Source organism: Kushneria konosiri (assembly GCF_002155145.1).
GTDB lineage: Bacteria > Pseudomonadota > Gammaproteobacteria > Pseudomonadales > Halomonadaceae > Kushneria > Kushneria konosiri.
Genome location: NZ_CP021323.1, coordinates 1,224,826 through 1,246,761, shown reverse-complemented (window position 1 = coordinate 1,246,761; position 21,936 = coordinate 1,224,826). Strand labels below are relative to the sequence as shown.

The 21,936-nt window shown below is 61.2% G+C and carries 18 protein-coding genes; 5 read left to right on the top strand and 13 right to left on the bottom strand.

Annotated features, from left to right (window positions below; all coding sequences use genetic code 11):
• Positions 1–58 precede the first annotated feature (58 nt).
• From ubiA to phoR, 3 genes are all read left to right on the top strand, one after another.
• Positions 59–925 (top strand): 4-hydroxybenzoate octaprenyltransferase, encoded by an 867-nt coding sequence (gene ubiA / locus B9G99_RS05815; protein WP_086621154.1) that lies wholly within the window; start codon positions 59–61, stop codon positions 923–925.
• A 157-nt stretch (positions 926–1,082) separates the two neighbouring features.
• Entirely contained in the window at positions 1,083–1,766 is a 684-nt protein-coding gene (gene phoB / locus B9G99_RS05810; RefSeq protein ID WP_086621153.1) for a phosphate regulon transcriptional regulator PhoB, read from the top strand.
• 6 nt (positions 1,767–1,772) lie between these two features.
• Positions 1,773–3,071, top strand: coding sequence for a phosphate regulon sensor histidine kinase PhoR (phoR, locus tag B9G99_RS05805; RefSeq protein ID WP_086621152.1), 1,299 nt, complete (start codon positions 1,773–1,775; stop codon positions 3,069–3,071).
• Positions 3,072–3,114: 43 nt separating this feature from the next.
• Here phoR and B9G99_RS05800 read toward each other — a convergent pair whose 3' ends face one another.
• The 5 genes from B9G99_RS05800 to B9G99_RS05780 form a co-directional block, all read right to left on the bottom strand.
• Entirely contained in the window at positions 3,115–4,086 is a 972-nt protein-coding gene (locus B9G99_RS05800; protein ID WP_086623313.1) for an N-acetylmuramoyl-L-alanine amidase, read from the bottom strand.
• 163 nt (positions 4,087–4,249) lie between these two features.
• Positions 4,250–4,978, bottom strand: a complete 729-nt coding sequence (gene cysZ / locus B9G99_RS05795) for a sulfate transporter CysZ (RefSeq protein WP_086621151.1) — start codon at positions 4,976–4,978, stop codon at positions 4,250–4,252.
• Positions 4,979–5,074: 96 nt separating this feature from the next.
• A complete protein-coding gene (gene phoU / locus B9G99_RS05790; protein ID WP_086621150.1) occupies positions 5,075–5,800 on the bottom strand; it encodes a phosphate signaling complex protein PhoU in 726 nt (241 codons plus the stop codon).
• 114 nt (positions 5,801–5,914) lie between these two features.
• Entirely contained in the window at positions 5,915–8,113 is a 2,199-nt protein-coding gene (gene uvrD / locus B9G99_RS05785) for a DNA helicase II (protein WP_086621149.1), read from the bottom strand.
• Between the two features lie 114 nt (positions 8,114–8,227).
• Complete coding sequence (locus B9G99_RS05780; RefSeq protein ID WP_086621148.1) at positions 8,228–9,139, bottom strand: SIS domain-containing protein; 912 nt, start codon at positions 9,137–9,139, stop codon at positions 8,228–8,230.
• A gap of 176 nt (positions 9,140–9,315) precedes the next feature.
• On the opposite strand from B9G99_RS05780, the gene B9G99_RS05775 reads away from it, so the two are divergent.
• Positions 9,316–9,534 carry a PA3496 family putative envelope integrity protein gene (locus B9G99_RS05775; protein ID WP_086621147.1) on the top strand — a complete coding sequence of 73 codons (219 nt, stop codon included), beginning with the start codon at positions 9,316–9,318 and terminating at the stop codon, positions 9,532–9,534.
• Between the two features lie 76 nt (positions 9,535–9,610).
• Here B9G99_RS05775 and B9G99_RS05770 read toward each other — a convergent pair whose 3' ends face one another.
• The 5 genes from B9G99_RS05770 to pdxY form a co-directional block, all read right to left on the bottom strand.
• A complete protein-coding gene (locus tag B9G99_RS05770; RefSeq protein ID WP_086621146.1) occupies positions 9,611–10,549 on the bottom strand; it encodes an OmpA/MotB family protein in 939 nt (312 codons plus the stop codon).
• Positions 10,549–11,328, bottom strand: a complete 780-nt coding sequence (locus B9G99_RS05765; protein WP_227875998.1) for a motility protein A — start codon at positions 11,326–11,328, stop codon at positions 10,549–10,551. Before B9G99_RS05765 ends, B9G99_RS05770 begins: the two co-directional genes overlap by 1 nt.
• Before the next feature lie 424 nt (positions 11,329–11,752).
• On the bottom strand, positions 11,753–13,105 hold the full coding sequence (locus B9G99_RS05760) for a sodium-dependent transporter (RefSeq protein WP_086621144.1): 1,353 nt from the start codon (positions 13,103–13,105) through the stop codon (positions 11,753–11,755).
• Positions 13,106–13,290: 185 nt separating this feature from the next.
• Positions 13,291–14,151, bottom strand: a complete 861-nt coding sequence (locus B9G99_RS05755; RefSeq protein WP_086621143.1) for a DUF72 domain-containing protein — start codon at positions 14,149–14,151, stop codon at positions 13,291–13,293.
• Positions 14,152–14,153: 2 nt separating this feature from the next.
• On the bottom strand, positions 14,154–15,032 hold the full coding sequence (gene pdxY, locus B9G99_RS05750) for a pyridoxal kinase PdxY (protein WP_086623312.1): 879 nt from the start codon (positions 15,030–15,032) through the stop codon (positions 14,154–14,156).
• An 89-nt stretch (positions 15,033–15,121) separates the two neighbouring features.
• On the opposite strand from pdxY, the gene B9G99_RS05745 reads away from it, so the two are divergent.
• Positions 15,122–17,221 (top strand): AsmA family protein, encoded by a 2,100-nt coding sequence (locus tag B9G99_RS05745; RefSeq protein ID WP_086621142.1) that lies wholly within the window; start codon positions 15,122–15,124, stop codon positions 17,219–17,221.
• A 193-nt stretch (positions 17,222–17,414) separates the two neighbouring features.
• Here the strand turns inward: B9G99_RS05745 and B9G99_RS05740 are convergent, their stop codons facing one another.
• The 3 genes from B9G99_RS05740 to glmS form a co-directional block, all read right to left on the bottom strand.
• On the bottom strand, positions 17,415–19,469 hold the full coding sequence (locus tag B9G99_RS05740; protein ID WP_227875951.1) for a pyrroloquinoline quinone-dependent dehydrogenase: 2,055 nt from the start codon (positions 19,467–19,469) through the stop codon (positions 17,415–17,417).
• 11 nt (positions 19,470–19,480) lie between these two features.
• Positions 19,481–19,846: a hypothetical protein gene (locus B9G99_RS05735; protein ID WP_086621141.1), complete on the bottom strand. Its 366-nt coding sequence runs from the start codon at positions 19,844–19,846 to the stop codon at positions 19,481–19,483.
• Positions 19,847–20,087: 241 nt separating this feature from the next.
• The gene (gene glmS, locus B9G99_RS05730; RefSeq protein ID WP_086621140.1) at positions 20,088–21,923 is read right to left on the bottom strand and encodes a glutamine--fructose-6-phosphate transaminase (isomerizing); all 1,836 of its coding nucleotides are present in this window, start codon (positions 21,921–21,923) and stop codon (positions 20,088–20,090) included.
• Positions 21,924–21,936: the final 13 nt, after the last annotated feature.

The window sequence follows — 21,936 nt, the reverse complement described above, 5'->3', positions numbered from 1 at the left end:
GGGTAGACTCATGTTTTTACGCTGACATCCTCGTTTTACCCTGACTGGAGCCCCGACGATGCCGTCGCCCCTCGCTCGTCTCCCTGACTTCATGCGTCTGACCCGGCTTGACCGGCCCATCGGCACCTGGCTTTTGATGTGGCCAACGCTGGCGGCTCTGTGGCTGGCCGGCGATGGCCTGCCCACCCGGCATAATCTGATCATTTTCATTCTGGGGGTCTATGTCATGCGCGCAGCGGGGTGCGTGATCAATGACTACGCCGACCGCCACTTCGATGCCCACGTCAAGCGTACCCATGATCGACCGCTGGCGACCGGGCGCATCAGCGAGCGCGAGGCGCTGACGCTGTTTGGCGTGCTGCTGGCCATCGCCTTTGTGCTGGTGTGTTTCACCAACGCCTACACCATCATGCTGTCATTCGGCGCTGCAGCACTGGCCGCCAGCTACCCGTTCATGAAGCGCTATACCCATCTGCCGCAGGTGGTACTGGGGGCGGCGTTCGGCTGGAGCATTCCCATGGCCTTCGGCGCCGAGCAGGGCCATGTGCCGGCGGTGGCCTGGTGGCTCTTTTTTGCCAATATTGTCTGGACGCTGGTGTATGACACCTGGTATGCCATGGTCGATCGCGACGATGATCTGAAAATCGGCATCAAGTCGACCGCTGTGCTATTCGGCCGGATGGATCTGGTCATCCAGGGCGCACTTCAGGTGCTGATGCTGATGCTGCTGGCGGTTGTAGGTCGCATGGCCGAGCTTGATGGCTTCTACTGGGCATCGCTTATCGCCATCGCCGTTGTGTTCGTGCATCAGCAGCGGCTTTGTCGAACGCGCACCCGTGAGGGCTGCTTTCAGGCCTTTTTGAACAACCACTGGGTAGGCATTCTGCTTTTTGCCGGCATTGCGCTGGCGACCTGGCAGGCTTAATCCTCAGGAAGCGATGGCGTCATCCCCGGTCGCAGTGTCATAAAGTTGTCATATGAAGACGTTTGAATGACGATCACATGACGACGCCCATGACCTGCGCGCCACCGCATAGGTCATCTCGTCAGTCGCCATCGCTATCCGGCAGGGGAAGCCACTCATGTCCAGAACCGTTTTAATCGTCGACGACGAAGCGCCGATTCGTGAAATGATTGCCATGGCGCTCGAGATGGCGGACTTTCGCATTCTCGAGGCCGAGGATGCCAGGAGCGCCCATGAACTGGTGGTCGACGAGCGTCCCGATCTGATCTTACTGGACTGGATGCTGCCGGGCGTCAGCGGCATTGATCTTGCCCGCCGTCTCAAGCGCGAACCCACGACCCGCGACATCCCGATCGTGCTGTTGACGGCCCGCAGTGAGGAAGACAACAAGGTTCAGGGGCTGGAAAGCGGTGCCGATGACTACATCACCAAGCCCTTTTCTCCCCGTGAGCTGATCGCCCGTCTCAAGGCCGTGCTGCGGCGCACGACACCGGCCGGTATCGAGGAGACCGTTGAGGTAGGCGGGCTGATGCTTGACCCCGTCAGCCATCGCGTCAGTGTCGATGGTCGGGCGCTCGAGATCGGCCCGACCGAGTATCGCCTGCTGCAGTTTTTCATGACCCATCAGGAGCGCGCCTACACCCGCACCCAACTGCTTGATCAGGTCTGGGGTGGCAATGTCTATGTCGAGGAGCGCACGGTGGATGTACACATTCGACGGCTGCGCAAGGTGCTGGGTGATGCCCATCAGCATCTGGTGCAGACCGTACGCGGTACCGGCTATCGCTTTTCGTCACGGTAGCCGGCCATGCATTACTGGCTCAACGAACTCTGGCGTCTGGCCTATCTGTCCGCATGCTTTACCATTCTGGGCATGTTGCTGGGCTATCCGGGCTGGGGTCTGGCCCTGGGGCTGGGCATCCATCTCGCCTTTACCCTCAGACACCTGAGGCGACTCTACCGCTGGCTGGAAGCCCCGGTAGATCAACGCCCGCCCGATGGCGAAGGGGTGTGGGGCGATCTGTTCGACCGGCTCTACCGCTACCAGAAGGGCCAGCAGCAGCTTCAAAACCGCCTGCGCTCGGTATTGAAGCGTGTTCAGGAGTCCGCCGAGTCGATGAGCGAAGGGGTCGTGATGCTCGACTCACGCGGCTGTCTGGACTGGTGGAACAGTGCCGCCGAGCGGCTTATCGGGCTGGACAACCGTCAGGACCGCGGCCATCACCTGACCAACTATCTGCGTGATCCCGACTTCATTCGCTATTTCCGTCGGATGGATTACAGCGAGCCGATCACGATCAATGCTCCCACCAACGAGGCACGCACGCTGGCGTGTCAGATCACCCGCTTTGGCGACGACGAACGTCTGTTGATCATTCGCGATGTGACGCGCCTGCAGCGTCTGGAGCAGACTCGACGCGACTTCGTGGCCAACGTCTCCCATGAGCTGCGCACGCCTTTGACGGTGCTGACCGGCTACGTTGAAACCTGGCAGGACAACCATGAGGCGCTGCCCGGCTCGTTCAAGCGCGGCCTGAGCCGTATGCAGGAGCAGACCGTGCGCATGCAGCATCTGGTCGAGGATCTTCTGACCCTGTCACGGCTCGAGACCAGCGAACGCCATCATAATGAGCGCTCCATCGACATGGCAGCGCTGTGCGAACAGATCGCCGAGGACGGACAGGAGCTCTCCGCCGGCAGCCATGAGATCACCTGTCGGCTCGAGGAGACCCGGCGGCTGTTCGGGGATATCGAAGAGCTGCGAAGCGCCCTGTCCAACCTGATCTACAACGCAGTGCGCTACACCTCACCTGGCTGTCACATCACCATCGTCTATCGCCGGTGGGGCAAGGATGGCGCCGCCGTCGAGGTGATCGATAACGGTGAAGGCATCTCCCCCGAGCATCTCCCGCGGCTGACCGAGCGGTTCTACCGGGTCGACAAGAGTCGCTCGGTGGCCAGCGGCGGCACCGGTCTGGGACTGGCCATCGTCAAGCACGTCCTGCTGCGCCACGATGCCCGGCTCGATATCAAAAGCCAGCCCGGCGAAGGCGCCTGCTTTCGCTGCATTTTCCCCGCCACCCGCATGGAGAAGGCGCCCAACTGATGTCCGGGCGCTGTCTCATGACTCACCGCGGCCTGCCAGCCGTCTACTGACGCACGGCGCGGACGTCGGCCAGACCGTGATAGCGCTCCAGCAGCGCCAGCAAGATGGCCTGGCTCTCCACATCCACATTGCCGTGGGTGTCGGCCGGTCGGAAATGCATCTGAAAGGCGCCCAGCGCCTTGCGGGTCGGCTCATCAAAGGTGCCGGTCACACTTACCGGATAACCCCAGAGCCCCAGCGCCCGCTGCAGCTGCGCCATGGACAGTGGTGAGGCGCTCAGCTCACGCTGATAGCGGGTCACGACGTGACGTTCGGGCCAGGCACCGACCCCGGCCTCGTGAAGGCGCTGCCAGGGAAAGAACGGGCCCGGATCAACCTTGCGGCCGGGCGCGATGTCGCTGTGGCCCAGCACGTTTTCCGGCGCGATGTGGTAGCGATCAACGATATCCCGGGCCAGGGCAGTCACCAGCTCGATCTGGGCCCGACTGTAGGGATCCCAGACCATGCCGTCAGGCGAGGTGTAATGGCCGCGATTGACGATCTCGATGCCGATCGAGGTGTCGTTGAGATTGACGCGATCCGCCCAGCTGCTGACACCGGCATGCCAGGCTCTTTTACTCTCATCGACCAGCTGCATGACCACTGGCTGATTCTGATACTCCCCCGGAGTGGCCGTGACCAGGTAATGGGCACTGACGTTGCCTCCGGTCAACGCCCGGAAGGCGGCCTTGTCATCGCCGCCGGTGTAGTGGAGTACCAGAAAGCGAATGCGCTGATTCTGCCCGCGTGACGATACCGAACGATCAACCCGATAACCGCTGCGACGCTCGAGCGTCGCCCCCTGCGCCGGACTGTAGCGCCGGGGTGGGGTTGTATCGTCAATGACCGGCACATTGCTGAAGATGCGATCAATGGCGTCGGTATCGACCACAGGCGTTGGGGCCGATGTCGGCGCGCTGGCACAGCCGGCCAGCACTACGGCCAGCGCCAGCCCCACAAGCAGGGGTTTTGACATGTTGTATTCCGCAAAAACGGTGAACCGGAAAGGGATGCGCCCTACCATACGAGTCGCGACACCGGTGCGAACCCTTGCACCGGACAGATTGTCACATCATGTTACGGCAACCGCGCACATCCTGGCAGAGTGACTTCCGTGTGCCTCATGATTGGCGGCACGGCTACTGCGGACGCGGCAGGGCCATGTAGTGGCGGCGCCACATCATGACGCCGGCCGCCACGGCCGCCGGCATGACCAGTAGATTGACGATGGGAATCCAGATCAGGGCCGAGATCACGCCCCCAAAGGTCAGCGTCGGCCACCAGCGCGCGCTCAGACGCTTTTTCATGTCCGGAAAGCTTACGCCGTTGTTGTCCATCGGATAGTCCAGATACTGAATCGACATGCTCCAGATGGAAAACAGCGCCCAGCACAGCGGCGCGGCCAGATGCAGCACGGGCACGAATCCGATCAGTAACAGCAGCAGGACACGGGGCGCCATCCAGGCCAGCTTTTGAAGCTCGCGCTTGAGACTGTCGATGCCCTGACGCCAGAGCGAGCGATCATCAATGCTTTCCTGCTGACCGGACAGACGCCGTTCTACGTTTTCGGCCAGAAATCCGTAAAAGGGCGAGGCGATGAGATTGGCCACGACCGTAAAGGTAAAGGCCAGCACGATGATCAAACACAGCACCACCAGCGGCCAGATCAACCATTCCAGCCACTCGAGCCAGCCCGGCACACTGGCCATCCAGTAGTTGACCCAGCCGGAGAAGCGCTGGATGACCAGCGTGAACATCAGCGCGTAAATGGCCAGATTGGCCAGCAGCGGGATCACGACATAGCGTCGAAGCCCGGGCGAGAGCACCATGGAAAGCCCGCGCCCCAGCGCGGAGACGGCATACACCATTGAAGGATTATCCGATCAAGGGGTTGGGCAGGCAGATTATCATACCCACCGGCCCTCGCAGAGAGGGCCGGTGGTTAATACAAAAGGGGAGGGCGTTCAGGCGCCGGAAGCCCTGTCAGACAGTGGCTGAGCGCTGCTCGAATGGCGAATGTCATCGCCCTCGACCAGATAGACCACCGATTCGGCCAGGTTGTCGGCATGATCGCCGATACGCTCCAGCGAGCGCAGAATCCACATGACGTTGAGCACCGAGCTGATCGAGCGCGGGTCTTCCATCATGAAGGTGACCAGCGAGCGCATGGCCGTCTGATAGTCCTGATCGACGATCTCGTCCTCACCCAGCACTTCACGGGCCATGGGCACGTCCATGCGGGCAAAGGCGGTCAGAGCGTGGCGCACCATGTCGCGCACGCGGGTACTGATGTGGCGAATTTCGGTAAAGCCGCGGCTGGTCAGTCCTTCCTCGATCAGACTCAGGGCGTGACGGGCGATCTTGTTGGCTTCATCCCCCATGCGCTCCAGATCGGAGGTCGCACGCGTCACGGCCAGCACCAGCCGCAGATCGGAGGCCGTGGGCTGACGGCGGGCCAGGATATGCGCACACTCGTCATCGATATCAAGCTGGAAGTTGTTGACCTCGCGATCATTGTCACGGACCCGCTCGGCCGCCTCGAAATCGCCTTCCAGAAGCGCTGTGATGACCTCATTGATCTGGCGCTCTACCAGCCCCCCCATCGCCAGCAGCTGGGTCTTCAGTGACTCCAGCTCCTGGTTGAACTGACGCGAAATATGCTGGCTGTGAGGGTCGTTGGTAATGTCCATGTTGACTCCGTTCACGGATCAGGGGCACTGCCTGGCAGTGCCATGTTGTCGCAAGCATCGCGCAGAGTCATGACAATTTAATGACAGACCGACCTGCCTGATGTATTGGATACTTCAGCCCAGCGGCACCAGTTTGGCAAAGCCCAGCACCAGCCATTTGTCACCGTCTTCCTCGAAGCTGACCTGAACCCGCGCGCGCTGGCCCTGACCTTCGGCATTGATCACCACGCCTTCTCCGAAGACCGGATGGCTGACCCGCTGCCCCAGTGAAAGACTCGGCAGCTCCTCACCGCCGTCGACCTGCTCCTGGCGTACGCTGGAGGCCTTCGAGGTGACCGGGCGCGAGATCTGTCCACGCAGACGAACCTCCTCAACCAGGTTTTCCGGCAGCTCACGCAGAAAGCGCGAGGGACGCTGGAAGGTCTCCTTGCCGTGCAGGCGCCGCGATTCGGCGTGGGTCAGATAGAGCTTTTCCATCGCGCGAGTGACCCCGACGTAGCAGAGTCTGCGCTCTTCCTCGAGACGGCCGGGCTCTTCCAGCGACATCTTGTGCGGGAAGAGACCCTCTTCCATGCCGGCGACGAACACCACCGGAAACTCGAGCCCCTTGGCCGAGTGCAGGGTCATCATCTGCACGGCATCCTCGAACTCATCGGCCTCGTGCTCGCCGGAGTTGAGCGCGGCTTCTGCCAGGAAGGTGCCGAGGGTGTCACCTTCCCGATCGCTCATCGGGTCAAAGGGATTGCCCTGGGTATAGGCCTTCGCCGCGCTGACCAGTTCTTCAAGGTTTTCGACCCGCGCCTGACCCTTTTCCCCCTTTTCGGCGCGGTGGTGCTCGATCAGTCCGGTCTGACCGATCACGTGATCGATCATTTCATGCAGCGCCAGCCCTGCGGTGTCGTTGTCGAGCTGATCGATCAGGTTGCTGAAGGTGGTCACGCTCGAGGCGGCACGGCCTTTCAGGAGTCCCTTCGACGGCGCATCGTTGAGCGCCTGCCACAGCGACACGCCCTCGTCACGGGCATAGGCGCGCAGCAGCTCGACGCTGCGGGTGCCGATACCACGCGCCGGCACGTTGATGACCCGCTCAAGCGAGGCGTCGTCATCGCGTGACACCAGCAGCCGCAGATAGGCCAGCGCGTTCTTGATCTCGAGACGCTCGTAAAAGCGTTGTCCGCCATAGATGCGATAGGGCACTCCCTGGCGAATCAGCGCCTCCTCCAGCACCCGCGACTGGGCGTTGGAGCGATACAAGATGGCGATATCACGACGGGCGCGATCCTTTTCGCGCACCTGAGCGATGATGGTATCGACAATGAAGCGCGCCTCATCCAGATCGTTGAAGCCGCCATACAGGGAGATACGCTCGCCCTCGGCGACATCGGTCCAGAGTTCCTTGCCCATGCGCCCGGCATTGTTGCGAATCAGCGCGTTGGCCGCCTCCAGGATGGCGCTGGTCGAGCGATAGTTGCGCTCAAGACGCACCAGCCGGGTATCGTGAAATTCATCGCGAAAGCGCGCCAGATTCTCGACCTTGGCACCGCGCCAGCCATAGATCGACTGGTCATCGTCGCCGACCGCCGTTAGACAGGCGCGATCACCGGCCAAAAGCTTCAGCCAGGCGTACTGCAGCGTGTTGGTGTCCTGAAACTCATCAACCAATAGATGCTGGAAGCGCTCGCGGTAGTGCTGCAAAAGGCGTGCGTTGTCGCGCAAAAGCTCCAGCGAGCGCAGCAGCAGTTCACCAAAATCGACCAGTCCGCCGCGTTCACAGGCGAGATGATAGAGCTCATAGAGGTCGATCATCTGCTGCATGTAGGCGTCGCCATGGGCATCCATATCACCCGGGCGCAGGCCCTCTTCCTTGCAGCCACCGATGAAGTACTGCACCTGTTTGGGCGGATAGCGCTCGTCGTCGATGTTGTGATCGCGCAGCAGCCGCTTGACCAGCCGCAGCTGGTCATCGGTGTCGATGATCTGAAAATGCTCGGGCAGCCCGGCGTCCTGCCAGTGGGTACGCAAGAGTCGATGGGCAATCGAGTGAAAGGTGCCGACCCACATGCCGCGCGGCGAGACCTTCAAGAGCGTCTCCAGCCGCGAGCGCATCTCGCGGGCGGCCTTGTTGGTAAAGGTCACGGCCAGAATCGACCAGGGCGACAGGCCATCGACCTCCATCAGCCAGGCAATGCGGTGCACCAGTACCCGGGTCTTGCCGGAGCCGGCGCCGGCCAGCACCAGCATGTTGCCCTGGGGGGCGCCGACCGCGTCGCGCTGATCGGAATTGAGCGAATCGAGTAGCGCAGAGGCGTCCATGAAATCAGATACCCTGGAAATCGGCCGGAAAGGGCCTGAGAGAAGAGAGCAAAAAGGAGTCTCTACCCTAGCATATCCGGCGCAGCCGGTCCCTCTTCCTGCCTTGCGCAAGGTCTATTGATCGTCGGATTTTCCGCGATGGCGGGCGCTTTCCTGGCGGGCACGATCAAAGGGGTCGGGCCGGGCCGTACGCAACGGATCCAGACTGCGCTTGACCGCCACCAGGTGCTCGGCCAGCTGCGGGCCACGTGTCTTGGCCACGCCCACGGCGAGAATATCGATCACCACCAGATGCGCAATGCGCGAGCTCATGGGTCGATAGACTTCGCTGTCCTCGAACACATCGATGTAAAGCCCGAGCGTACACTTTTCGGCCAGCGGTGAGTCCGCCGGACAAAGCCCGATCACCGTGGCGCCATGAGACAGGGCAATATCGACGCTTGAAAGCAGCGAGCTGGAGCGCCCGGTCTGGGAGATTGCGACCACCACATCATGCTCACCAAGGGTGACGGCCGACATGTGCTGCATGTGCGGATCGGAGTAGGCCGCCGTCGAGATGCGCAGACGAAAGAACTTGTGCTGTGCATCGATGGCCACCGCCCCGGAGGCCCCATAGCCATAGAATTCGACGCGGCTGGCATCCGACAACGCATTGATCGCGCGGGTCATGCTGGTGGCGTCGATCCGATCACGTACGCCCAGAAGCGTCCCCACGGTGGAGTCAAAGATGCCGCGAGAGAACTCGGCGACGCTGTCGGTTTCGTTCATCGAAAATTCCGAGAACTGCTCGCCGGTCGCCAGTGTCTGCGCCAGCTTGAGCTTGAAGTCCTGATAGCCCGTGCAGTCAATGGCGCGGCAGAATCGGATGACCGTCGGCTCGCTGACACCTACCCGGCCGGCCAGCGCGGCCAGCGGCAGATGAATGACTTCATCGGCATTGCGCAGTACAAAACGGGCCACTTTCTGTTCGGAGCGGCGAAAGGCCGGCAGCCGGGCGCGAAGGTCATCAAAAAGCGTGACACTCAAGGTGCATCCTCTGTGCTGGTTGACGCACGCCCTTTGTTGCGTTACGTCATAAAATTGTCAACAGCACTATCATACGCTGAGTGCGAGCACTGATCGACGCTGACTATCACGTTAATGGCCACGTCGACACAGTGTCATGTCCCGGGTCCATTTCAATGTCGAAGGGTGCATCGTTCATGCAAAAACAGACTGCTGATCAATCAAGACTCAATGCCGTTCGCAACGAAATTCTCGATATCGCTCTGCATATCGATGCGAAGGAAAGCGAGAAACGTCGCCAGCGCGCCGCCGAGCGGGCCCTGAAGGCGCGTCGCGGTATCGAGGATCACTTCGAGTCGCGAAAGCTGGCCTCTCAACTCAGCGAGGATGATGAACGACTGCACCACTTCGGCTAGCCGACACCGCCGCGCCAGGGCCTGAAGCGGCCGTGGCCGGCAATGCCGGCCACGGTGGCAAGCTCCAGGAAAGCACCTATGGAGTAGTCGAACGCGTCGCAGCCGGGCTCAATACCAGCTCGACACGACGGTTCTGGGCCCGCCCGGTCTCGGTATTGTTAGCGGCCAGCGGCCGTGTTGGTCCATAGCCGATCGCCCGCAGCTGCGAAGCCTTGATGCCATTGCGGCTCAGATAGCGCAGCACGGCCGTGGCGCGGCCTGCGGAGAGCTCCCAGTTTGACGGGAATCGGTCCGTCGAGATGGTCCGACTGTCCGTGTGACCTTCCACCGAAATTTCACCGTTGAAATCCCTGAGTGCCGGCAGGAGACGATCCAGCAGTACGCTGCCCTGGCCGCTGATATCGACATCGGCACTGGGAAAGAGCAGCCGGTCCTCAATGCGCAAAATGGTGCGCTCGCGTTCGCGGGTGACCTGAACCCCCTCGATGCCGGTCAGCCGATGATCCATGGCCATGACCTCGCTCGAAGACGCCGGCGCCTCATCCGTCGGCGCGATCCGATCCATCAACGGGATCATGACCGCCAGGGCGGCCTGTACGTCCACGCGTGCCGGTCGCCGGGGCAGGAGCGTCTTCTCTACCGGGGTCGCTGCCGGCAGCATCTGCCAGGGCGTGGGCGCTGCAGGGGAGGCCGCAAGCCAGGGCAACACGCCGGTGGCGTTGACCGGCACGGTCTGCACTGGTGACCGTCGCGGTATCGCTGCAAGCGTCAGCGGCGACACCATGACCACGGCAGTTCCGGAAGCCGCCGTCGGCGAGGGTGTGATCGTTGGATCCTTCTCTGGTATCACGCCACGCATGGCCAGAAGCAGTACGAACAGCACCAGCAGCAGGGTCAGAAGATCCAGATAGCTGAGCATCCAGCCATCATTTTCATCGCCTCTATCGGCCGTCAGGACCAGCTCGCGGGCGGCCTTACGGGCCTGACCGGAGGCGCTCGACGAACGGTGATCCATCACGGTGTGCGGCCTCCACTGTCTTCCGATTCACGTGACAGGGGGCGCTCGCCCAGCTCGTCATGAGCCTCGCTGATAAAGGAGTTGAGCGTGGCCTCGATAAAGGAGGGCAGGCGGCGACGCGAAATCATCGAAACACCTTCCAGCACCATGTTCATCGCAATGAGGCGATCCTCGGTACGACGCTCCAGCTTGACCGCAATCGGCTTGAACAGCAGATTGGCCAGCAAAATGCCATAGAAGGTCGACAGCAGCGCCACGCCCATGCGCGGGCCGATCACGGCCAGGTCGCCGTTTTGAATCACCTCCAGCATGTTGATCAGACCGACCAGGGTACCCAGCATGCCAAAGGCCGGCGCGTAGGTGGCCATGGTGCGAAAGATCTGCGCCTCGGCCAGCTCTCTGGCGCGCAAACGCGTGATGCGCCAGCGCAGAAGATCGAGGATTTCCTCTTCACGCACGTTATCGATGACTAGGCTGATGCCGGTACGCAGAAACGGGTTGCGGGTATTTTCAAGCGCCCGCTCGACCGCACGGGCATCGCCATGCATCCACTCCCGGGCCAGCGCCACCAGCTCATCAATATCCTCGCGAATAAAATCGGGTTCACGGCGAAAGATGCTGCTCACCAGCGCGACCACGCGGCGGATCTCGCGCATCGGATAGCTGATCATGGTGGCGGCCAGCGTCCCGGTCAGCACGATCAAAAGACCGGCCAGATTGAAAAAGCTCAGGGGCGACTGGGCGGTAAACAGCACCACAACAATGAGCAGCAGCATGCTGACCACGATGCCGATCACCGTCGAGGGATTGCCGGGAACGCCGGCCGTGCGGCCGGAGGGCGGCTGGGAGGAACGGTCAGTGCTGCCGGATTGACTGCTGGTCATGAAAAAACATCCATGTGCGTGCAGCGTGTGACGACGGCGACCGATGGATTGCCTTCAGCCAGCGTCACGGCTGCCGATATTGACCGGTCCATTCTGACAGAGCACTTTCTGCTCAAACGCGACGAATAGCGCCATTTTTGGCACGCATTCATTCGCTTGAACAGGAGTTGTGCACCTTTCCCACAGAGTTATCCACAATTTTTGTTGACAGTGGATAACGCTGTGGTCAATCGAGGGCACCATACTTCTCTACTGCCTTTTTTCAGGCATAAAAAAGCGGGCGCCAGAGGCGCCCGCCGAGTGTCCGGATCCTGCGTTAATGGATCAGGTTATAAACGAACACAATGGCCACCCCGATCGGGGCGATAAAGCGCGCCGAGAAGCGCCACCAGGCAAAGGCCATACCGCTCATGTTGAGCTGGGCGCGCACTTCATCGCGTCCCATGAACCAGCCCACGAACACGATGGTAGCCAGACCGGTCAGCGGCAGCATGATCTTGCTGGTCACATAGTCGAGCAGATCGAACACCGTCATGCCAAAGAACGTCAAGGCCGACCAGTCGTTGAACGACAGCACCGTGGCGATGCCCAGAAGCCAGGTCGCGGCCCCGGCCACCAGCGCCGACTGCAGACGACTCAGGGGTGTTTTCTCCTCGAGCCATTCCACGATCGGCTCCAGCAGCGAGATCGCCGAGGTCCAGGCGGCAAAGACCAGCAGCACGAAAAACAGCGTCCCGAAAATGACACCGCCGGACATGCTGCCAAAGGCCAGCGGCAGGGTCTGGAAGATCAGCCCGGGGCCGGCAGCCGGATCAAGGCCATTGGCGAAAACGATCGGGAAGATGGCCATGCCGGCGGCCAGCGCAATGATGGTGTCAAGAACGACCACCGTCAGCGCCGTGCGGCCGATATTGACGTCATCGCTGAGATAGGAGCCGTAGGCCATCATGATGCCCATGCCCAGGCTCAGGGTGAAAAAGGCGTGTCCCATGGCGGCCAGAATTACATCACTATCGAGCCTTGAAAAATCGGGGTTAAACAGATAATCCAGCCCGGCTTCAAAGCTGCCCGTGGTCGCGGCATAGCCCACCATGACCAGCAGCAGTACAGCCAGCGCCGGCATGAGAATCTTGGCGGCCCGCTCAAGTCCGCCGGCGACGCCGCCAGCCACGATGGCAATGGTCAACACCATGAACAGGCTGTGCCAGAGCAGCAGCAGCCCCGGGCTGCCCAGCAGATTGGAAAACAGCGCGCCGACGCTGTCGCCATCAAGACTGGTAAAGGTCGCGGTAGCGCTGTAGCGGATATAGGCCAGTGCCCAGCCGCCGATGACGCTGTAAAACGACAGGATCAGCCAGGCCGCCAGAATGCCGCCCACGCCGATCAGCACCCAGGCCTTCGAGCGCTTGAGGCGCCCGGCGATGCGGTTCATGGTCGAAATGGGGTTTTTCTGACCCAGCCGACCCAGCAGCCATTCACTCATCAAGATGGGCAGGCCGATCAGCAAAATGCAGACCAGATAGACGAGAACGAAGGCACCGCCGCCGCTCTCCCCGGTCATGTAGGGGAATTTCCAGATGTTGCCCAGCCCGACGGAAGAGCCGACCGCGGCGAGCAAAAAAGCGATGCGCGAGGACCACTGCGCATGAGAATGGGGCTTGTTGGTCATGAGGTTACCCTGTGTATCCCTGTAAGTCGGCAGATTCGCTCGGTTTGACAATACAAACCGCGTATCACCGACGCCCGTGCTTCATTGTTGATGTTTTATCGAGGTTGCTGTCCAACCAGGCCCATCTGAAGCGATCGTTGGCGCCCATTGTACAGGCGACGGAACCAACATCACGCCCTGTAACATTAAAAGAGCGAGGCCTGGCGCTCGCCGGCAAACTCTGAAAGCCCCGGCAGGACAATACGCTCGGCCAGACGGGCATGAAAGGCGCGCGCCAGCAGGGGGGCTGCCTGATTGTCCGGGGTATGCACAAAGAGTACAGGACTTTTCCCCTGTTCCATCCACAGGGCCAGCTGTTCGACCCAGGGCGTAAAGCGTGCGTGATTGATGGCGTCATCGAAGTGGCCGATAAAGCGCACCACCGGCTGCATCGCCGTGCTCAGCACATGCAGCGGTCGACGCGGTTTTTCACGCTGCGCCTGCTGCAGCCGGATATCGTCACCCGCCGGAGTAGCAAAGAGCGCGCGGGCATCCAGCATGACCCGATCGGCATGGTGAGTTATCAACAGCCGGTTGAGCGACTGTTCGGCTGTTCCCTTGTGGAAAAATTCACTGTGGCGCACTTCCACGGCACACGGCAGCGTCGTCGGCCAGCGTTTCAGGACGGCTTCAAGCATGGGCAGCTCGTCACTGCCGAAATCCCGCGGCAGCTGAATCATGGTTGGTCCCAGTCGATCATGCAGCGGCGCCAGCCGCTCGAGAAAATGATCCAGCTCGGCCTCGATGCCCACCAGCCGCTTGTCATGGGTGAGTCTTGAGGGCAGCTTGAAGCAGAATCGAAAGTGCTCCGGCGCCTGGCGCGCCCAGGTCGCCACCACATCCTCCCGCGGCGCCCCGCTATAGAAGGTGGTATTGCCCTCGACGCAGGAAAAGACGCTGGCATAGTCCGGCAGCGAGTCGCTCGGCTCGGCGTAGCGTCCATAGAGCGTGCCGCGCCAATCGGCGTTGGCCCACATGGCAAGACCCAGATGCAGTCTGCCCGACATCGTCAGCGCACCCGTTCGGCATCAAAACGCTGGCGGGGCGACACGATCTCATTCTGGGCCTGAATCATGGCAAGCTCCCGGGTACCGGCCTGCCAGGTATGGGTAAAGAGCGCATGCACCGCCTCCGCCGTGCGCTCCAGCGCGCGCGCCGGCCCCTCATTGGTAATCCCGTCCTTATCGCGCAGGCAGCAGGCCAGAAACACGGCGGCAGTAAAATCGCCGGCGCCGTTGGGGGCGACCGGAAAGTCAAAGCGGGGCGTGGCGATCCGCCAGCTGCCGGCTTCGGTGTCTACCAGCATTTCGATGGTCTCTGAACGACTGTCATCGATGTCCAGCGAGGTGACCAGCACTACGCTCGGCCCCTTTTCACGCAGACGCGCTGCCGCCGTCAGCACATCGTCCAGCGACTGGATCGCGTGATCAGCCAGAAAGGCCAGTTCAAACTGATTGGGGGTGACGATATCGGCTGCCGGGACAGCGCAGTCGCGCATCCAGGCCGGGATATCCTCACGCACGAAGAAACCCCGGCCGACGTCCCCCATCACCGGATCACAGCAATACACCGCGCCCGGATTGGCCGCGCGCACACGGCTGACACTTTCCAGCACCGCCCGGCCAATCCCCTGATCGCCCATGTAGCCCGACAGCACCGCCTGGACATCCTTGAGCCCGGTCAGCGCCTCGACGCCATCGAGCACGTCCTTCAGATGCGACGGCGTAAAGACCTCACCGGTAAAGGCGCCGTAGCCGGTGTGGTTGGAAAACTGCACCGTATTAATGGCGGTCACTTCACAGCCCAGACGCTGCAGCGGGAGAACGGCGGCACGATTGCCCACGTAGCCATAGGCCACATGACTCTGAATGGAAATGATATGGGTCATGAAAAGCACTCGATCAACGCATGGAATACCCACGATGACGCGGGCTGTCTATGCTTTAAAAGATAACATCCCGTTGAGGTAGACCGCTCATGTCGCGTGCCATGCGTATCATCAGTCGGATGCTCGGGGGCCTTGTGGCCCTGCTGATACTGCTCGCCCTTGTCATGACCCTGATGAGCTGGAACTGGCTCAGGCCCACCATCAATGACCGCGTCTCCGAGGCGCTGGGACGCCCCTTTGCCATTCAGGGCGATCTGGGGCTTGCCTGGCAGTGGGACAGCTGGCATCTCTCACCGCGCATCAGTGCCAACGATATCGTGCTGGGCGATCCAGAGGAACTGAACCATGCGCGCGGTGTAGAAGCCGGCACCGATGAAGCCCGTACGGCCCACATTGGCCATGTGGCGGTGAGTCTGCGCCCACTGCCCCTGCTGCAAAAGCGTATCTCGCTGCACGACCTGGTGGTGCGCGATGCCAGCGCTACCCTGCGCCGAACCGACGAGACCCACAACAACTGGCAGCTCACCAAAACTTCCGACAATAACCAGGAGGGAAGCGATCAGAGTGACGGCAGCAACTGGCAGTTTGCCATCGATCAGATCGATGTCGACCGGATACAGGTTGCCCTTGCTGATCAGGTGCTGGACGTGGATGCCACTGCCACCATTGAAACACTGGGTGCGCCGGTGCGCTGGGAAGAGGTGGTCGGCAGTGACCAGAAAACAGACAACAGCGATCAAAAGCCATCCGACAGCGGCGCCATATCAGAAAACAGTGCGACAACGGCCGAACGCGACTTCCGCTTTGCCTGGCAGCTCAAGGGTAGCTATCGCGGCAGTGCGCTGAGCGGCAAGGGTCGGCTGGGCGGCCCCACGGCACTGCGTGAAGGCGGGCGCTTTCCGCTGGAAGTACATTTAGCCTCGGGTAAATCCCGTCTGGAGGTGATCGGCACGCTCAATGATCCGATGAAACCTGCCGGTCTTGACCTTCAGGTCGGCATCGCCGGTAACAACCTGGGCGATCTTTACGCCCTGACCGGTGTCGTGCTGCCCCAGACGCCGCCCTATGCCACCAAAGGCCATTTGACGGCCGATCTGAATCATCCCGAGGGCGGCACCTATGAATACCGGAACTTTGACGGCACGATCGGTGACAGCGATATCCACGGCAGCCTGCGCTACGTCAATGGGGCTCCACGGCCGAAGCTGACCGGTGAGCTGGTATCGAAACAGCTTCGCTTTGCCGACCTTGCCCCACTGGTAGGTGCCGACAACAAGGACACCGGCAACTCGGTCAACCCCGACCAGCCCGCAGACAGGGTGCTACCGGTATCGAAGTTCAATACCGACCGCTGGGGTACCATGGACGCTGACGTGCGCTTTCAAGCGCAGAGCATTGTCCACGGTGAATCGCTGCCTCTGAGCGATCTGTCCACTCATCTGGTGCTGGACAACGGCGAGATTCTGCTGGACCCGCTGAGCTTTGGCGTCGCCGGTGGCCATCTCAATACCACGCTGCGCCTGAGTGGTCAGGCATCTCCCCTGCGCGCGCGCATTGACATGCATGCCCGCGGCCTTCATCTGAGCGAGATTCTACCCAACGACAGTGATCTGACCCAGGGGCTGGGCGAGATCAACGGCGATGCCACCCTGACGGGACATGGCCATTCGGTGGCCGCCCTCCTTGGATCGAGCAACGGCGAGCTTCAGCTTCTGATCGAACAGGGACGCATCAGCCGCAATCTGATGGAGCTGGCCGGGCTCAACGTGGGTAATTATCTGGTCGGTGAGCTGTTCGGCGACGAGGAGGTCGCCATTCACTGCGCCGCCGCGGATCTCCAGTTCAACGACGGTATGGTTCGCCCGCGCGTGTTCACCATCGACACCGATAACGCCATCATCAATGTGGAAGGCGCGGTCAATCTGGCGAACGAAAAGATGGATCTGACCATCAAACCGGAGAGCAAGGGCTTTCGCATCTTCACGCTTCGCACGCCGCTTTATGTCAGTGGCACCTTCAAGAACCCATCGCCAGGCGTTGAAGCCGCCCCCCTGATTGCCCGTGGTGCTGCCGCCGTAGCGCTCGGCACGCTGGCAGCACCAGTGGCCGCCCTGGGGGCGCTGATCTCACCAAGCGCCGGTGAAAAAAGCCAGTGCGGTGCGCTGATCGAGCGCATGAAAACCGACTGATTGATCAAAAAGACGACGCATTGAAAAATGCCGGCACAAGTGCCGGCGTTTGCCATTTCTTTTGACATGGATCGAATCGATGTCCGTCACGCGGACATCCGTTTTCCCGGGGTCACGGGATCCCCCCTTCAGGCATAAAAAACGGGGCGCCCCCAAAAGGGACGCCCCGTCATCAACGGTCTGGCATCAGGACTTACTGCTTGTCTTCCGGCAGCGCGTAAACCGCAATCTGATCACCCACCTGATCCTTGAGGATGGTGTTGCCGCCGGCCACAAAGGCGACGTACTGACGACCCTTGTATTCATACACGGCCGGATTGGCGACCACCGGAGCCTCGGTCTGGTCTTCCCAGAGCTCTTCACCGGTTTCAAGCGAATAGGCACGGGCCTTGGCATCCATCGAGGCCCCGATGAAGACCACACCGCCTGCCGTGACGGCCGGGCCACCGATGGTGGGCGAACCCCAGCGTTCCGGCATAAAGAAGCCGAACTGCTGCGAGGCGCCGACCGGCTTGCGCCATTTGACGTCACCAGTGTGCATGTCGATCGCCACGATTTCACCGAAAGGCGGCTCCCAGCAGGGCATCCCCAGCCAGTTGCGCGCCACGCTCAGACGCATGCCATAGGGCGCGCCTTCCTGCGGTGAAAACCCGCTCTCATTGCCGGAACCGCTATCGGCCTTTTTATAGGCCTCACGATCATAGAGCTTGATGGTCTGAACGATATGCGAAGTGTTGACGATGGCCGTCTGACTGACGGGATCAAACGCCACACCACCCCACTGGACCCCACCGGCACTGTCGGGATAGGCCAGCGCCCCTTCACCACGGGTCGTGGGCGGCGTGTACATGCCTTCATAGGTCAGCTTGTCCCACAAACGCGAACACTGGCCAAAGCCGACCGCATCCGCCAGCCCCCAGATTTCGGGCTTTTTGGACTGATCCAGCAGCGGCGCCGGTTTGGTCGGGAAGGGCTGGGTCGGTGAGTAGACTTCGCCTTCGACGCTGCCGTCGCCCTGGGGCACCGGACGCTCCTCGATCGGCCAGACATCTTCACCGGTCAGACGATTGACCACAAACAGAAAGCCCTGCTTGGTTGCCTGAACCAGCGCCGGGATCTCCTTGCCGTCGACGGTAATGTCCATCAGCGTCGGGGCAGAGTTGATGTCATAGTCCCAGATGTCGTGGTGGACCCACTGACGCGACCAGACCACTTCACCGGTGTCGATATCCAGCGCCGTGGTCGAGGTGGCCAGGGGCACGTCTTCCGTACGATTGCCTCCCCAGTAGTTGGGCGAGGGTGAGGACACGGGCAGATACACCAGGCCGTTTTGCTCATCGGCCGACATCTGGGTCCAGACGTTGGCCGTGCCGCTCTTCTGACGCATCTCTTCAGAGAGCACGTCGAAGGTCCATTCCTTCTCGCCGGTACGGGCATTGATCGAGAAGACGGTGCCGGGTGGCGCGGTTTCGGTCGCCCAGTCCTTGCCGGCCCAGCCCACGATCAGATGGTCGCCAACCACCGTCGGCGGCTGCAGCAGCGACAGCGGCCAAAGATCGTTGGTATCGTTCCATCGATTGACGTCGAGCATGCCGTTATCGGCGAAGTCGGCACAGCGCTCTCCGGTGTCAGCATCGAGCGCGTAAAGTTTGGCATCAACCGTGCCCATGTAGACGATCTTCTGGCACGACTCGCCTTCGACCGGATTGTCGGCTTCCCAGTAGGCCACGCCACGATTCTTGAGCACCGGCTGTGTCAGCGCCTTTTTGGGCGCACCGGTGTCGAAACTCCACTTTTCCTCGCCGGTGCCGGGATCATAGGCAATCAGGCGATAGAAGGGCGTGCCGATGTAGAGTGTGTCGTTGGCAAAGACGGGTGTGGCCGACCAGACGGTCCCCGGAATATCGCCGGAGCCGTCGGAAACGTCACCGGTATGGACTTCCCAGACCTTCTCGAGCTGACCAACGTTATCGACGTTGATCTGATCCAGCGGACTGTATTTCTGGGCGTTGAGCTGACCGTGAAAGCTGTTCCAGGTCGGTGAATCCGGCACCAGTGGCACGTTGGCATGCGAGCTGCTCTGATCGCTTTTCGACGTGGTCGGCTGCCCGGCGGTATCCTGCTGTTCGGAAGCATTCTGCTGCCCGGACATATCCTGCGGCGCGGCCATCAGCGGTGCGGACATCAGCACACCGGCAAACAGACCCGCAATGCCCGCGCATCCTGCAATGGTTCTATGGCTGTCCATTCCCTGACTCCTCATGAACGGGTGGGTTGCGCGGCGGGTGCCGAACGAATCATGGCAATCATCAATCCCACAAGGGCGATCGCCATGGCTGCGACAAGCCACCAGAGATGAAGCAATGAAGCGGCAAAGGCGGTGCCGACAATGACGGCAAGAATGATCAGGCGCAGCACAATGCGGCCAACCTTGCCGTGCATGGCAGGCAGGACCAACGACAGCCCGGCCAGTACGAGGCAGGTAACGATGACGGCCATTGCGCCCAGCGTGCCGGTGACACCGGTCAGCGGTGTGATATAGGCATAAAACGCCACGGCAAGCCCCGCCAGTGAGGCGGCAAGCATCACCATGACGCCCGCCCTTGAAGATGACGATGACGACATGAGTAGTCTCTCTTCCCTGAGGAAAGGTGGGTACAGGAAACAGGGGCCGCTATGAAACGGTGTTTCCTTATTTCTGTTATCGGCTTTGATTGATCAGACGTGGATGGCAAGTCTGAATTAAGGATTATAACAGAATTACAGAACAATGGGGCTGTGCACCTGGCGCACCATCAAGCGAAATGCCTCAAAAACGCCGACATTGACGCTCGTCAATGTCGGCGCTGATCCTGATGAGTGCGTCTTATTCGACGGTGACACTCTTGGCCAGATTACGTGGCTGATCCACGTCGGTGCCCTTGAGCACGGCCACGTGATAGGAGAGCAGCTGCAGCGGCAGGGTATAAAGAATCGGGGCAATCACGTCATCGACCGCCGGCATGCGCAGCACATGAACGCCTTCGCTTTCATTGATTGCCACGTGCTCATCGGCAAAGACGAACAGTTCACCCCCACGGGCGCGGACTTCCTGCAGGTTGGACTTGAGCTTCTCCAGCAGTTCGTCGTTGGGCGCCACCGCGATGACCGGCATGTCGCTGTCGACCAGTGCCAGCGGGCCGTGCTTGAGCTCGCCGGCCGGATAGGCCTCGGCGTGGATATAGGAAATTTCCTTGAGCTTGAGCGCCCCTTCCAGCGCGATCGGGAACATGGTGCCACGACCCAGAAACAGCGCATGATGCTTTTCGGCAAAGGCCGCTGACATCGTCTCGATGGCGCTGTCGAGCGCCAGGCCGCGCGTGATCAGACGCGGCAGTTCACGTAGCGCATTGACCAGACGGGCCTGCACGTCATCATCGCCCTGACGAACATGGCGCAGGGCCAGGGTGAGCAGCAGCAGGGCCACCAGCTGGGTGGTAAAGGCCTTGGTGGAGGCCACACCGATCTCGGGGCCGGCCTGAGTCATCAGCGTCAGGTCGGATTCGCGGACCAGCGAGCTGCCCGGTACGTTGCAGATGGCAAGGCTGGCCAGATAGCCGCCCTTTTGCGAGGCATGACGCAGCGCCGCCAGCGTATCGGCCGTCTCGCCCGACTGGGACAGCGTGACAAACAGCGTACCGTCGGGCACCACCACTTCGCGGTAGCGATACTCGGAGGCCACTTCAACCTGCGTGGGCACGCCCGCCAGCTTTTCCAGCCAGTAACGCGCTACCATGCCGGCATGATAGCTGGTACCACAGGCAATGATCTGAATGTTTTTGACCCGGTCGAGCAGGTCGTTGGCTTCAGCACCCAGAATGCGGGTGAACACGTGACGATCGCCCAGACGACCTTCCAGGGTATTGGCGATGACCTGGGACTGCTCGTGGATTTCCTTGAGCATGAAGTGGCGATATTCACCGCGCGAGATGGCACCGTCACCGTGCTCGAAGACCGAGCTGGGTCGCTCGACGCTCTGGCCGGCGTTGAAGATTTCGATGCCGCCGCCAATCGTCAGGCGCGCCACATCGCCCTCCTGCAGATAGATAAAGCGATCGGTCACCTGCAACAGTGCCAGCGGGTCGGACGCCAGGAAGGCCTCGTCGATGCCCACACCCACGACCAGCGGGCTGCCCTTGCGCGCGCCCACGATCTGGTCAGGATAGTCGGCGTGCGTCACGGCCAGCGCATAGGCGCCGTCAAGCATTTCGACCACGTGCTGGAAGGCGGACAGCAGATCGTCATGACGCGAGACTTCACGCGACATCAGATGCGCGATCACTTCGGTATCGGTCTCGGAGAGAAAGACGTAGCCCTGGCCCTCGAGCTCGGCCTTGAGCAGTTCGTAATTTTCGATGATGCCGTTATGGACCACCGCCAGGCTGTCGCCGGACTGATGCGGGTGGGCATTGTTTTCGCTCGGACGACCGTGCGTGGCCCAGCGGGTGTGAGCGATGCCGACATGACCACGCAGACCGGAGGCCAGCAGCTTTTCTTCAAGCGCTGCCACCTTGCCGACCGCGCGCTGACGCGACAGCCGCGCATCGGCTGACAGAACAGCCATGCCGGCGCTGTCATAGCCGCGATACTCAAGACGCTTGAGACCCTCAAGCAGGATATTTTGTACCTGACGGTCAGCGACCGCGCCTACAATGCCACACATGGTTTGTCTCTCC

What these genes read in the sequence shown, in the direction of transcription:
- ubiA (WP_086621154.1), top strand. Translation starts at nt 59, where the DNA reads ATGCCGTCGCCCCTCGCTCGTCTCCCTGACTTCATGCGTCTGACCCGG.
- phoB (WP_086621153.1), top strand. Translation starts at nt 1,083, where the DNA reads ATGTCCAGAACCGTTTTAATCGTCGACGACGAAGCGCCGATTCGTGAA.
- phoR (WP_086621152.1), top strand. Translation starts at nt 1,773, where the DNA reads ATGCATTACTGGCTCAACGAACTCTGGCGTCTGGCCTATCTGTCCGCA.
- B9G99_RS05800 (WP_086623313.1), bottom strand. Translation starts at nt 4,086, where the DNA reads ATGTCAAAACCCCTGCTTGTGGGGCTGGCGCTGGCCGTAGTGCTGGCC.
- cysZ (WP_086621151.1), bottom strand. Translation starts at nt 4,978, where the DNA reads ATGGTGTATGCCGTCTCCGCGCTGGGGCGCGGGCTTTCCATGGTGCTC.
- phoU (WP_086621150.1), bottom strand. Translation starts at nt 5,800, where the DNA reads ATGGACATTACCAACGACCCTCACAGCCAGCATATTTCGCGTCAGTTC.
- uvrD (WP_086621149.1), bottom strand. Translation starts at nt 8,113, where the DNA reads ATGGACGCCTCTGCGCTACTCGATTCGCTCAATTCCGATCAGCGCGAC.
- B9G99_RS05775 (WP_086621147.1), top strand. Translation starts at nt 9,316, where the DNA reads ATGCAAAAACAGACTGCTGATCAATCAAGACTCAATGCCGTTCGCAAC.
- B9G99_RS05770 (WP_086621146.1), bottom strand. Translation starts at nt 10,549, where the DNA reads ATGGATCACCGTTCGTCGAGCGCCTCCGGTCAGGCCCGTAAGGCCGCC.
- B9G99_RS05765 (WP_227875998.1), bottom strand. Translation starts at nt 11,328, where the DNA reads ATGCTGCTGCTCATTGTTGTGGTGCTGTTTACCGCCCAGTCGCCCCTG.
- B9G99_RS05760 (WP_086621144.1), bottom strand. Translation starts at nt 13,105, where the DNA reads ATGACCAACAAGCCCCATTCTCATGCGCAGTGGTCCTCGCGCATCGCT.
- B9G99_RS05755 (WP_086621143.1), bottom strand. Translation starts at nt 14,151, where the DNA reads ATGTCGGGCAGACTGCATCTGGGTCTTGCCATGTGGGCCAACGCCGAT.
- pdxY (WP_086623312.1), bottom strand. Translation starts at nt 15,032, where the DNA reads ATGACCCATATCATTTCCATTCAGAGTCATGTGGCCTATGGCTACGTG.
- B9G99_RS05745 (WP_086621142.1), top strand. Translation starts at nt 15,122, where the DNA reads ATGTCGCGTGCCATGCGTATCATCAGTCGGATGCTCGGGGGCCTTGTG.
- B9G99_RS05740 (WP_227875951.1), bottom strand. Translation starts at nt 19,469, where the DNA reads ATGGACAGCCATAGAACCATTGCAGGATGCGCGGGCATTGCGGGTCTG.
- B9G99_RS05735 (WP_086621141.1), bottom strand. Translation starts at nt 19,846, where the DNA reads ATGTCGTCATCGTCATCTTCAAGGGCGGGCGTCATGGTGATGCTTGCC.
- glmS (WP_086621140.1), bottom strand. Translation starts at nt 21,923, where the DNA reads ATGTGTGGCATTGTAGGCGCGGTCGCTGACCGTCAGGTACAAAATATC.